The following is a 13,460-nucleotide window of genomic DNA, read 5'->3' on the forward strand; positions in this document are numbered from 1 at the left end:
TATGTTGACTAAAACCAAGCTTCGGGAATGATGATCACATCACCTGGCAATACATCAGCATTAGCCGAAATATCGCCATCACGCACCAAGTCATCTAAATGAACAGAGAAGGTCTGCTGAGTCCCTCCCTGCACACGAACCAAGGTGGCACGGTTACCTGCGGCGTAGGTTGTTAGGCCACCCACCTCTATCATCACATCAAGCAGAGTCATATGCTTGCGATAGTTAATTGCACGTGGGTTAGCAGCTTCGCCGATCACACGGATCTGCTCGCTAAATGGGCCAACAAAGCCACCGACAGAAACAGTGACACGCGGCTCACGAATAAAAGTTTTCAACGACTTTTCAATTTCTCGGGCTAATGCGAACGGGGTTTTTCCTGCAGCATCTAAATCTTCAGCCAAAGAGGTGGTGATTTTGCCATCAGGGCGCACGGTGACAGGCCCCGAAATATCTGGGTTGCCCCAAACAAAGATCGACAGTGAATCACCCGCGCCAATCAGATACTGATAGTCACTAGGATCCGTTGTCATCGAGGGTTGGACTGTTGCGTGAGACAGCACCTGGTTATCGTTGGAACTACTGCAACCGAACTGAGTTAAGCCTAAAACGATCAGTAACCACAAACTTCTTTTTAGCATCTCAAAGTCTCCTTACTCTGTTTCATAGACGTCCATCAGCAAGCCCCTGTGGCAATGCTGACTTAACATCGTAAATAACGCATTGAGATTTCCCCAGTGCTTCTATCTGCTCGGCCGACATAGCCATAAACTCTCTATGCCCCACCGCTAAAATAACGGCATCGTAACGATTCGAATCTGGTGCGGTTATCGCTGAGATACCGTACTCTTTGGCTATTTCATCAGCATCTGCCCAAGGGTCATAAACGTCAACTTCCATGTTGAAGTTAAGCAGCTTGTTAACGACATCTATCACCCGAGTATTCCTAATGTCAGGACAATTCTCTTTAAAAGTAAAGCCCATCACTAACACCTTGGCGGACACAATTTCAATGCCTTTGCCAGCCATCAGCGACATCACTTCTTTCGCAACATAGGCACCCATACCATCATTGATACGTCGTCCCGCCAAAATAACTTCTGGGTGATAACCTAACTCCTGAGCTTTATGCGTCAGGTAATAAGGATCTACGCCAATACAGTGCCCACCCACTAATCCAGGCTTAAATGGCAGAAAATTCCATTTTGTCGCGGCGGCGGCCAGCACATCCTGAGTATCGATGCCAACCCGTTTAAAGATCTGAGCCAACTCATTCATCAAGGCAATATTGATATCACGCTGGGTGTTCTCAATAACTTTGGCTGCCTCCGCCACCTTAATAGAGGGCGCTAAATGTGTCCCAGCTGTAATCACTTGACTATAGACTGAGTCGATAAATTCTGCCGCTTCGGGCGTTGAACCTGAGGTGACCTTCAAAATATCAGTGACACCATGCTCTTTATCACCAGGGTTAATCCGCTCTGGCGAATACCCAACATAGAAATCAGTGTTGAACGTGAGGCCCGAGGTTTGTTCTAGGATCGGCACACAGATCTCTTCGGTAGCACCGGGATAGACGGTCGACTCATACACAACAATGTCATCTGGTTTGACTACACTTCCGACCATACTGGAAGCTGAAGCAAGTAAGCTCATATCGGGGTGCTTATGAGTATTCACAGGAGTAGGTACACAGACAATATAGAAATTCGCAGAAGCTAAGTCTTGCACCGATGAGCTAAAAGTAAGATTCGTAGAGGATTTCAGGTCAGCAGACGAAACCTCTTGGGTCACATCCACGCCGTTATCGAGTTGCGCAACACGAGTGCTACTCACATCAAAACCTAAAGTCGGATAATAGCGACTAAACGCAACGGCCAAAGGTAAACCTACATACCCCAGGCCAATAATTGCAACTTTAACATCCTTCTTTACTACTCCCATACTACTAACATCCTTATAACAATTTGATTTAACACAGAATGGCTTTCTCTGGTGACAAGCTTGCCGTAGCGATCGACTTTATATTAACGTGTAATACAACATTTTGACACATTGAATGTGGCAAAATCATACGCAACAACAAGTCGTTATAATATTTTTTTTGCATATTTTTCATGTTGATAACACATTTTTGCAGTATGGAAGATGACAAGATACTGACACTGATTGGTGTCTACCTCATAAACGCTATAAACTATATTGTTCGCGTGGAAACAAAATCTACATTGGATGTAAATAGATGACGCCCGATTTAAAAAGCGGTGGCCATGGCGTGTTCGTTTTGGTCGTAGTAGAGAGCTTTCTGTTATTAGTGGCCCTCCACCTCTGCGTGCTCGCAGAGCCTTGGTTAGTTACTCTTCACTCACAAAACTCTGCCACCATTGGCAATGCGTCGGCTGCAGAGTTTATAACATTCGCTGTTATTGGAATGTTGTCACTCTTCGCTATGGGGCTCTATAACCCTAGACTTCGCGAGCATTCTCGCGGGGTGCTCAGGCGTATCGGTTTGGCGATGATTCTCACGTTTGGCCTACTTGCCGCGCTTAGCACTGTTTTTCCTGCGCTCACCCCAAGTCCCTCGAGGTTCCTTAGCGCCACCTTGTTAGCTATAGGCCTGTTGGGCCTATTTCGCATGTTAAGTCCGAAAATCCCTGGACTAGGAGCATTCCGCCGCAGAATTTTGGTACTTGGCGCCGGCCAGCGTGCGTCAATAATTGAAAAGCGGATGCGTCGGAAGGTAGACCGAAGGAACTTCTTTGTCTGTGGCTATATCCCGATGCAGGGAGATAAAGAAAACGAAATATCTGACCAACTTTATGTCGATTCTAAAACTCCTTTAGTTGAGTATATTGCAAAGCATAATATCGACGAAATAATCGTTGCCTGTGATGAGCGCAGACAGCAACTTCCAGTGAGAGAATTGTTTGAGTGCAAGCTTCGTGGCGTAGAAATCACTGATATTTTGAGTTTTATAGAACGAGAAACAGGCCAAATAGCCGTCAACCTTATTTATCCTTCCTGGATGATCTATTCCAACGGTTTCAAACCCGCAGACAACCTACGCTCTCAATTAGACTGGATCCTTAATACTAGCCTGGCACTACTGTTAGTGTTCTTCTGTTGGCCTCTGATGATAGGAACTGCGTTAGCTATCTGGCTAGAGGATGGTCGCCGCGGCGGCAGCATACTGTATCGCCAAGAGCGCATAGGGTTAGGTGGGCACCCTTTCAATATCATTAAGTTTAGAAGTATGCGTTCCGATGCTGAAACTAACGGTGCTCAATGGGCAAAGAAAGACGATGACCGCGTGACCAAAGTTGGAGAAATTATTCGCAAGTATCGATTAGATGAGTTACCTCAACTCATAAACGTACTGAAGGGAGAAATGGGCTTTGTTGGCCCACGTCCAGAGCGTCCTGAATTCGTAGACAAATTGGCAGAGAAGCTGCCGTATTATTCTGAGCGACACTCGGTCAAACCTGGTCTGACAGGGTGGGCACAATTGTGCTACCCCTACGGAGCCAGCGAAGAAGATGCACTTGAAAAGCTTAAATATGACCTCTACTACGTCAAACATCGCAGTTTTCTATTGGATATCTTCATCTTTATTCAAACCGTCGAAGTTGTATTGTTTAAGAAAGGGGCAAGATAAGATCTAATATAAATCTTATCTTGTTCATGTGAACAATGACGGTTGTCGAGCACTAAAAACCTGGATAAAAGGTAATGTCATTAGGCGGAAACTAATGATATCAGGGAAAGGAAATCGTGGATGAAAGAATCAGTTGCCATATGTGTAGATGATACCGGCTACGGCATTCAAAAAGATGCACTAATCTTAAAAAACGTATTAAAAGATTTAGGTATTGATTCAATCATTTTCTACAAGAAGAACTCTAATATACAAAACTATTTACCATGGCGATTACGTAAATTTTATTTTTTCACTATTGCTTTCATATGTAAGGTATTAGCTTTTTTTTTAAAAGAAAAATATACCATCATGGTACATATACAACGCATAAATCCACTTTTAGCTATGCGTGCAAAGAAAAACTTTTTGATACCCAATCAAGAATGGTTTTCAAAAAGCTCAGTACCGCTAATAAGCTTAGTTGATGAAGTCCTAACAAAAAGCAGGTACGCCGAAGGAATTTTTAAAAAAATAAAATGCAAAACAAGCTATTTAGGTTTCACTTCTGGAGGTCCATCACGAACCTCACTACTTCCTCTAAATCAAAATCCTATTCGTTATTTACACCGTGGCGGAAACAGTGCTAATCGAGGCACAAAAACATTGATAAATCTATGGTCAAAGCACCCTGATTGGCCTCCCCTCACAGTCTTGATTGGTAGCCACCGCCTGCCTGATATAGCCATTCCGGCTAACGTAGAGATTATAACGAAGTTCTTAACCGAGGAAGAATTTGCTGCTCTGATGGCTGCCCACCCCTTTCATATTCATCCAACAATGGTTGAAGGCTATGGTTTAACTATGTCGGAAGGTATTGCAATGGGTTGTGTGCCCATAGTCACCGATGCACCTCCAATGAACGAGATTGCAAAGCGAGATTTTTCAGTTTTAGTCAAAGCCGATAAAGTAGGGCAGCAGGGCTTGTCAGACCTGTTCGCGGTAGACACAAGAGCACTAGAGGATGCCATTGAAAAAACAACGGAAATGAAAGAAAACGAAGTTAGAGAAATGGCACAAAAAGGACTAACATGGCATCAAGAAAACTATAAGCAATTCACACATAATGTGGGCACTCTGTTTAATTGCCAAACCCAAAGCTTATACACTGAATCTAGACGATGATACTGATGAACGGAAAGTGTTAATGGCGACTTTGTGTCCATTTGCTAAACTTCGACTTAGCAATGTAGCCTGGAGAGGAACGATGAAATTTGCTGTCACGAAAACGATAAGACGACTAGTTGTTACATATGTTGGGCTTACATTCCTTGGCTTGAGTTCTCTGGCGAGCGCCGAGCCTGAAGTCAAAAGCGCCGACGCGTCTGATCCCCAGCTCCAGCAAGGAAGTCTGATCACAGTCACGGGCTCTGGCTTTGGAGAGAAAGAGCAGGCCGCACCAAAGCTTTACGATAGAGCAGACGTTGCTTGGGAAAACGGTGTGATCAATGAACACCAACGTAACTTTGAAGAAGGGCAGCCAATTCTTCGACGGGACGAAGACCCAAATACTATCTGGACAAAAGCAAGTAATTACAGCATGGGCGCAGTGCCTCCTATCATTACAAAAGAAAGAGAACATCGAACACCATACCTAAATGCGCATTATTATATGCTTGGACCGAAGTCGTACTTAGGTTGGCCTTCAGTCACTAGCGAGGAAAATACCAAACACTACGTGCAAGAAGATCCGGAAGACCCTTCTAAAACTGTCGTCCTAGAAAATAAATTCTATTTGTCATGGTGGATGAAAATTCTAGTGCATCCGCACAATTATTATCGATATGTTTTAGAGGATAGGCAGGGTGATTTTGAATTAAACGGTGAAGATCTAGTGGGCGAAGAGCTTCGATTGTCAAATGGAAAGTCTGGAAGAATTGTATATATAACATCTGAGGAAGATGGAAGTGAAATTGCTCATATCGAAATTGATGATGCTTATTACAGCAAAGATTTAGGCTCTACAATTACAGGAAACAACAGTGGCGCCACTGCAATACTAAGTGCGCGTGATGAAAACCCTGGGGCCAATAAATTCATCAGAATCTGGGACCATACAAGCGGAAAGTACATGAGATGGTCATGGACTAATTCAGTATTAGCTGGCTTAACTAAAAATTCTGAGCCTAACTATGACGGTGCTGTTGGTCGCTGGGTTCATATGGAATATTACCTGGATTTAGATCACCTTAATCTAAATGTTACTAGAGCCCAAGAAGACTCATTCATTGATCATACAACGGCATTTGGCTGGATCGATAAGAGGCTAATTCATGACGTTACGGTTGATAAAGAAAACATTTCCATTCCCGACCCGAGTTATGTCGACGGCATCGAAGACAACACGCAAAACCACCCATACCTTCGCCCAAATATTGGTTTAATAGGATTTGATGGTAAGGTCCAAACGTATCAGAAGACAGAGATAAGTGAGATATATTTTGATTACACGCCACAGCGAATTATGGTAGGTGATGCACCAGATTGGAATGATGTTACACATACTGAAATACAATTTCCTCAAACTTGGTCTGACAAATCCGTGACATTCAATCTTGATCTGGGGAGCTTTGAAAAAGTTACAGGGTCATTATATTTATACGTCTTTGATAAAGAAAATAGACCTAATCCTAAAGGGATGCGACTTTGTCTCGATTGTAAGGCTAAGCCCAGCCCAGTCGTTATAAACTAGCTTGTTTAATATAATTATTATGATTTTTGGCAGCGCTATCGTTGTTTCACAAGGAGTTGTCCGTGGCAGTTTCGGTTTCAGTAATCATTCCCGCATACAATAGGGAGGCATACATTGAAGAAACAATTAACTCTGTACTGTATCAAACATTTCAAAATTTTGAACTAATTGTTGTTGACGATGGAAGTACTGACAATACGCGCAACATTTTGGAGTCTTTTGATGATGAAAGAATAAGTATTCTTGAACATCCAGGGCGAGCCAATAAAGGTCAATCGGCTGCGATTAACTTAGGATTGAAACATGCAAAGGGTGAGTTTATCGCTATTCTCGATAGTGATGACTATTGGCTCCCAGAAAAGCTAGAAATTCAAGTGGCCTATTTGCAACAGCATAATGATATTGGCTTAGTGTACGCTAACGGAACAGCTGTCGATCCAAACAGAAATCACCTTTACCCGATATATAACGAAGACCATAGAGAGTGTAGCGATCCCGGAAGAGTGCTTAAAGATTGTTATTTCTTCGTACCTACCAACTCTTTGGTGAGGAGTGAGGTAATAAGAAAAGTGGGTGAATTTGATGAATCATTACGTGCAGCTCAAGATCACGACATGGCCATTCGTATTGCCGAAACGACTAAATTAGCATATATAAACACTCCTCTTTTTGCATATCGCCGCCATCCTGAATCGATTAGCAGTACGCGCGCTCATATTCGCTGGCAAAATGGTTTCTATATTTTAGATAAAGCAATTAGGCGCTTCAATTATCCCTCTAACATTATTCGAAGCCGGAAAGCTGTTCTTCATTTTCGTCTTTATCAGTGCCGAAAGAGAAATGGTCAGTTTCTTTCCGCTATTGGTCACCTTTTAACAGCAGGATATTTAGATCCTGCGAGATCTGTTCGCGTCCTCTGCCGCAAGGAACTAATAACTTAGGGAAGAATTTAATAATGGATCAGCTCAATATTGCGTATTTAATAGATACGCTGGGCAACCCAAACGCAGGGACAGAAGGACAGTTTATTCAATTAGTGCAAGGTATGAAAAATCGGGGGCACAAGATCACCGTTTTTTCTTTGCGTAATAGTAGCTACCTTGCCAGCGGAGAGCTAGGGGTCACCATTGAGATTTTGAATATCTCCAAAATGGCATCTCCGATAACAGTCCTAAAGCTACTCAAACTTAGTTATAAGCTGAAAAATGGAAGGTTCCAAATAGCCCAAACATTTTTTAACGATGTCTCGGTTATTTCGCCACTATTTTTGAGTTTATCGGGCTGTAAAGTAGTCATTTCTCGCAGAGACATGGGATTTTGGTATAGTAATAACTTATTAAAAATATTGCGATTTAACAGCCGATTTATCGATGCTGTCGCTGTGAACAGTAAGGCAGTTGGTGACATAACCGCCATTAAAGAGCACGTTTCGTCAACGAAGGTTCGAGTGATCTATAACGGATATTCCTTTAGCCAAAGCTCTATGGTAGATGTCAATATCCCAAAGGGTCCTGTTCTAGGTATTGTGGCTAATATTCGGCCCATCAAGCGTATGCATGATGCGGTTTTAGCATTAGCCAAACTGACACCTTCCATACCCGATTTACAGCTAGTCATTGTTGGAGCAGGGGATCCCTCCTCGCTACTAATACAAGCAGAAAAATTAGGAGTCTCACGCAGATTACACTGCGTTGGTGGGCAAGAATGTCCACAACACTATATCAATCGCTTTGATATTGCGTTGCTATGCAGTGAATCAGAAGGCTTTTCAAATGCAATTATTGAATACCTTCAATTTGCGAAGCCCGTTGTGTGTAGTAATACTGGTGGCAATCCGGAAATTGTCAGTCATGGTGTGAATGGCTATTTATATGAAGTTGGTGATGTAGATGCTTTAGCTGAACATATTGAACGCCTTCTAAATGATACCGCCCTTCGCCAACGTATGAGCGATTCAGCACGCCAAAGCGTATCAGAAAGGTTTTCTATGCATAAGATGTTAGAATCCTATGAAGACCTCTATCATCAGCTGCTAAAAGGGACGTTGCAATAATGCTGGGGCAACTAAAACGTAGCAAATCCAGAATTGTCCGATTCACTGCAGAATTAGGTGGATACCAATTAGCCCGCCTATTGACTAAAAGACAGCCGCGTATTTTGATGTATCATCGCTTTAGTGATACACCAAAACACGGCTTTGTTGATTTAGTAACACTACGCCAGCAATTGAGCATTTTAAAACGCGATTTTAACGTTGTTTCGTTAGGTCAGCTTGTTCAGTCGCTAAACGGTGGAGCCCCTCTTCCTGAGCACGCAATAGTGCTAACCGTTGACGATGGTTATGACGACTTTTATCAGTACGCATATCCAGAATTCAAGGCGCTAGGTATTCCCGTCAGTTTCTTTGTAACCACCGGCTTTGTCGATGGGAAGACTTGGTTATGGCCAGATATGCTCACCGACCTATTGAAGAATATCGATATTGAGACCGCACACTGGCCGCAGCACACCCCTCAAAAGATAACAAAGAATATCGCGCAAACTAAAGATCGGAAAAGTACTAGGAAGATACTTAATAGTTACCTGATGCCGCTAAATCTAAGTACTAAGTTGGCATGGCTACGTGAAGCGGCAGATTTAAATGCATACCACATCGCAGCCTCGGCACCAGATAATTATGCTCCCGTTAGCTGGGATGGTTTAAGGGAAATGGCAGAATCTGGCATTGTAGATATCGGTGCCCATACGGTGATGCATCCTACTTTAAGTGGCGAACTGCCATCGCGGGCTTTAGAAGAGATCAATCAAAGTAAAGCGCGACTGGAAGTAGAGTTAGGAGCATGTGTGCCTCATTTCTGTTATCCCAACGGTCAACCTGAAGATTTCAATAATGAAACCATAAAAATGGTTAAAGCTTCAGAATTTGGCTGCGCTGTATCGGCACATTGTGAATATGTCACGTTGCATGATCTATATGCCCTTCCACGATTTGCAGCTACGACAAACCCTTTCCACTTTAAAAAGATAGTATATGGGGTTCAGTGGTTATCTCGGCGTATTTCCCAGCATCGCTATTTCAAGCAGCTAAAGGCCATTTAGAAAAGATGCTTCCGAATAACTCAAACCTTACTGCGCGTATTCAGCAAAGTATAATTTCGCCTCCAGTACCCACTATTTGCTTTTTTTTGTATATGGTTTTTACCATAGATTTCTTTATTCGAATATCAGCTCGTATACCCGGGGTAAGTTCAATCCGACCAACCTTAATATTAGTTGGCATTATCTCTCTCCTTCTCGTTTTTAATCTTGGCCGACTTAAAGAAAAGTTTCAAACGCCGACAGGGAAAATACTAGGCATTCTATTTGTCTACATAATCATTACAATTCCTTTTGTTAAGTGGCCTGGCAGCGTTCTTAGAGAAAATATTCCTGATTTTATTAGGGCAATTGTTTTCTTCTACTTTACTCTTTTAATCGTTGATACAAATAACCGACTTCGGTGGTTCCTATTTATTTTTATTGGGTGTCAAACCTTTCGCGTTCTAGAACCTCTTTACCTCAATCTTACCGAAGGATACTGGGGCAGTAGCACTTATATGGGCGGCACCGCCCATAATAGACTTGCTGGCGGACCCTATGATGTTATTAATGGCAACGAATTAGGCTTTGTCATTGTTACATTAGTGCCCTTCCTTCATTATTTTATGATTAAAAAAAGCTGGTTCATAAAGCTAATATATTTTTCCCTGCTAGGAATGTTGCTTTGGGCTTTAGTCTTAACCATGAGTCGTGGCGCCTTGATAGCTTTACTTGTTGTTGCTTGGTTCATTTTTAAAAATTCCACTAGGAAGCCATTACTGATAGTAGTTGCCATCTGTATTTCTATCGGAGGGTGGAGTCAGATGAGTGATATACAGAAAGATCGCTATTTGTCGCTTACCGGAGCGGATGTTAGAGGGGCGGGGTCTGCTTCAGGCAGAGTGTCAGGCATTGCGGGCGAACTAGAATTAGCGATGAACTATCCAGCCTTTGGTCATGGCGTTGGTACGACTGCAGAGGCAAAATATCACAAGCTTGGAAGGACACAAGCCTCCCATAGTCTTTATGCTGAGCTTATTATTGAAATAGGAATAATAGGTTTTTTCATTTTTATGCGGTTTTTATATGTCATATACATGAACCTGAAACGTATTAAAGAGCTCATTAAAAAAAGCAGTGAATCTGATGAGTTGGCGGAGAAAATCTCGTTCGAGAAAGACTTAGTACTAGCCATGACGGCATGTTTTTGGATGTATGTTGTTTACAGCATAAATTACTGGGGCCTATCCGTTTACTATTGGTACTTATTTGGCGGCCTATGTGCTGTTACTACATTATTAATTGAGCGTAAGGCGACTTCTATCGACCTTGAGCAGGAAGATAAGGCAAAAGGAACGCTATGAAAAAATCTGTGCTGTTGATAGTCCGTTGGCCAATCAGTGGGATCCGTAATTACCTTCGTTACGTTTATCAAACTCCCTACTTTAATGATTACGAGTTTACGATTGTGGCTCCTGACCTTGATTTTTCACGCTATTTTGGTGAATACCTGTCGAGCTCGAGATTTACCTTAAAGGCCGCTGAAGCAAGCTTAAAAGGCATAGCAAAAGCCACAAGAGCAGTCATGGCGGAAAAGGATTTTGACCTCGTACATTCTCACGGGTTTACATCTTCTGTTGCTACAGTTATTCCAGTAACGCTGGCAAAAAAGAAACATATTCTCACCGTGCATGACGTGTTCCAACCAGGACAATTTCACGCCTGGTATGCTCCAGCCAAAAAGTGGCTCTTAACCCGTATATTCAGGCAAATGGACCATGTAACGACGGTTAGTAAAGATTGTGCCGAAAACTTATATGAATACTTACCGGGCATGAGAGGAGCCCCTGTCACCCCAATATTAAACGGCATCGATACTGAGTATTTTAAGCAATCAACTGCAATCGATTTACAACGCGAATATGAACAGTGCCACGGACGTTTTCTGATTGGCTTTATGGGACGCTTTATGTCTCAAAAAGGTTTCAGATATTTAATTGACGCGATTGCTTCACTTTCAAAAGACAAAACGCTGCCAAGTAAACCTTTGATAGTGGCTTTTGGAAGCGTAAGTGGCTTTGTTAGAGAAGATAGAGCATTAATTGAAGAAAAAGGCCTAAACGAATATTTCACCTTTCTTCCATACACGGATGATGTGGGTGGCTCAATGAAGGGGCTTGATATGATTGCCATGCCCTCGCTTTGGGAAGCGTGCGGACTTCTAGCTATGGAAGCGCTTTGCGCAGGCGTTCCCATTGTTGCAACCAACTGTGTCGGCCTAAGGGAAGTGCTAAAAGACACTCCCGCATGGCAAGTTGAACCAAGAAACGCTGAACAGATTGCCGACGCTATTCGATCGTTGATGCTCAATCCAGAACAACGAACCCGTTTTGAAGCATTCGCTGATATTGCCTGCACGCGCTACAGCGTTGATAGTGCTGCAAAAGCCCTTGCGGATGTTTACCTCAAAGTAGAATCAAGCAAGTGAAGCGCGTTATACAAAACTCCATGTCAAACGTAGGTATTTTGCTGATAAAACTATGCATTACCTTTGTGATGACACCGATCGTAGTTCGTAGCTTAGGCAATTACGACTATGGCATATGGGAAATTATCGGCTCTGTACTGGGATATATGGGGATGCTTGATCTCGGCTTAAAACCGACGATCAGCCGATTTGCTGCCCGATATAATGCCCAAAACGATAAAGAAAACATGGTGACAGTGTATTCGACATCACTTCTCTTTATGCTGAGTGTTGGCGTCTTCTTGTCCGTCATCTTCTTATTTTGGGCACTGTTTTTTCCTGGCAGCATTGCAGCACCTGAAAGTGACCATGCACGTTATGCACTGCTGCTCCTCATATTAGGAGCACAACTACTTGTTGTCTTTCCAGGGTATGTTGCAGTTAGCTTTCTTGAGGGGTTACAGCATTATCATGTCATGAACAAGGTGATGCTTGTTAACTCTTTGATTGGTGCTGCCGTGATCTATTCTGTCATCACACCAGAGAATGGCCTGATAGCACTCGCGCTCATTAATGCTATCGGCACCATGACAAAGTTTTTAATCTACTTTTGGCTTCTGTCTAGGCCTAAATATGGTCAAATCAAGTTTTCACCTAGTCATTGTAAGCTTGAAACGCTGAGAGAACTGCTTGGCTTTGGTATTAAGTCATTTATCCAAGGAGCAGCGACGCGCATTAGCCACAATGCTGACAATTTCGTCATCGCTGCGTTTATGGGGCCGGCAACCATTATTTTCTATGCGTTGCCTGCAAGTTTGATTCGCCATATACGTATGCTCACGATGAGCATAACCCATGCTTTTTTGCCTCTTTTTAGCGACTTACAAGCTAGAGACGACAATGAAAAAAGCCAACAATATTATCTCACCGCGTCCCGTTACGTGGTGGCTATTGTCTTGATGTTAAGCGTATGCAGTGCAGGATTAGGGCCTGACTTTATTTCGGTATGGATTGGACCTGAGTACCGAGAGCCAGCACGATATATACTTTACCTGTTGCTAGCTAACGTGATGTTACAACTACTAAATCCACTAGCAAGTCGCTATCTTACTGCGTTAGGTGAACACGGTATTTTGGCCAAGCTTGCTGTATGGTCTGCATCTATCAGCCTTTGCCTTAGCTTGGTTTTGGTTAATATTTGGGGGTTAGAAGGTGTCGCTCTTGCCGCAGCAATACCAACCGTTTTTATTCAGTGGCGAATTTTAGGTAAAACTTGCGAACAACTTGAGCTGTCCCGCTCCAGCTATGTAAGAATGGTTATTTTACCCCATCTATGGCCCGTGTTAGGTGCAGCCGGAATGATATATTTCATTCACTCCATTTGGGCATTTGATAGCTTCGCAAACATTGTGATAACAGGGGCCATCGGAAGTGTTGCCTACATCGCCATCATGGTGTGTTTTTTGCCCAGCCAAGATCGACAAATGATGGTGAATTTGATTAAACGGAAAGTTGTCAACAAGGGATAG

Annotated in this window: 11 protein-coding genes; 9 read left to right on the forward strand and 2 right to left on the reverse strand. The window is 42.9% G+C overall.

The features are described 5' to 3' along the window. Window positions 1-8: 8 nt before the first annotated feature. The gene (locus DU002_RS17100) at window positions 9-641 is read right to left on the reverse strand and encodes an XrtA/PEP-CTERM system exopolysaccharide export protein (RefSeq protein WP_114339665.1); all 633 of its coding nucleotides are present in this window, start codon (window positions 639-641) and stop codon (window positions 9-11) included. Window positions 642-663: 22 nt separating this feature from the next. Further along, window positions 664-1,944, reverse strand: a complete 1,281-nt coding sequence (tviB, locus tag DU002_RS17105) for a Vi polysaccharide biosynthesis UDP-N-acetylglucosamine C-6 dehydrogenase TviB (RefSeq protein ID WP_114339666.1) — start codon at window positions 1,942-1,944, stop codon at window positions 664-666. 298 nt (window positions 1,945-2,242) lie between these two features. Between tviB and DU002_RS17110 the strand changes: the two genes are divergently transcribed. The 9 genes from DU002_RS17110 (at window position 2,243) to DU002_RS17150 (ending at window position 13,460) form a co-directional block, all read left to right on the forward strand. Continuing rightward, window positions 2,243-3,655 (forward strand): TIGR03013 family XrtA/PEP-CTERM system glycosyltransferase, encoded by a 1,413-nt coding sequence (locus tag DU002_RS17110; RefSeq protein WP_114339667.1) that lies wholly within the window; start codon window positions 2,243-2,245, stop codon window positions 3,653-3,655. Between the two features lie 120 nt (window positions 3,656-3,775). Further along, the gene (locus DU002_RS17115; RefSeq protein WP_114339668.1) at window positions 3,776-4,819 is read left to right on the forward strand and encodes a glycosyltransferase family protein; all 1,044 of its coding nucleotides are present in this window, start codon (window positions 3,776-3,778) and stop codon (window positions 4,817-4,819) included. An 82-nt stretch (window positions 4,820-4,901) separates the two neighbouring features. Further along, window positions 4,902-6,386 carry a hypothetical protein gene (locus DU002_RS17120; RefSeq protein WP_114339669.1) on the forward strand — a complete coding sequence of 495 codons (1,485 nt, stop codon included), beginning with the start codon at window positions 4,902-4,904 and terminating at the stop codon, window positions 6,384-6,386. A 62-nt stretch (window positions 6,387-6,448) separates the two neighbouring features. Next, the gene (locus DU002_RS17125; RefSeq protein WP_158538123.1) at window positions 6,449-7,327 is read left to right on the forward strand and encodes a glycosyltransferase; all 879 of its coding nucleotides are present in this window, start codon (window positions 6,449-6,451) and stop codon (window positions 7,325-7,327) included. A 14-nt stretch (window positions 7,328-7,341) separates the two neighbouring features. Next, complete coding sequence (locus DU002_RS17130; protein ID WP_114339671.1) at window positions 7,342-8,439, forward strand: glycosyltransferase family 4 protein; 1,098 nt, start codon at window positions 7,342-7,344, stop codon at window positions 8,437-8,439. Next, complete coding sequence (locus DU002_RS17135) at window positions 8,439-9,485, forward strand: polysaccharide deacetylase family protein (RefSeq protein ID WP_114339672.1); 1,047 nt, start codon at window positions 8,439-8,441, stop codon at window positions 9,483-9,485. The genes DU002_RS17130 and DU002_RS17135 overlap by 1 nt, the downstream gene beginning before the upstream one ends. Then, window positions 9,428-10,828 (forward strand): O-antigen ligase family protein, encoded by a 1,401-nt coding sequence (locus DU002_RS17140; protein ID WP_147271892.1) that lies wholly within the window; start codon window positions 9,428-9,430, stop codon window positions 10,826-10,828. Before DU002_RS17135 ends, DU002_RS17140 begins: the two co-directional genes overlap by 58 nt. Next, entirely contained in the window at window positions 10,825-11,952 is a 1,128-nt protein-coding gene (locus DU002_RS17145; protein ID WP_114339674.1) for a glycosyltransferase family 4 protein, read from the forward strand. Before DU002_RS17140 ends, DU002_RS17145 begins: the two co-directional genes overlap by 4 nt. 20 nt (window positions 11,953-11,972) lie before the next feature. Then, a complete protein-coding gene (locus tag DU002_RS17150) occupies window positions 11,973-13,460 on the forward strand; it encodes a lipopolysaccharide biosynthesis protein (RefSeq protein ID WP_114339675.1) in 1,488 nt (495 codons plus the stop codon).

It is taken from the genome of Corallincola holothuriorum, assembly GCF_003336225.1.
Classification (GTDB): domain Bacteria; phylum Pseudomonadota; class Gammaproteobacteria; order Enterobacterales; family Neiellaceae; genus Corallincola; species Corallincola holothuriorum.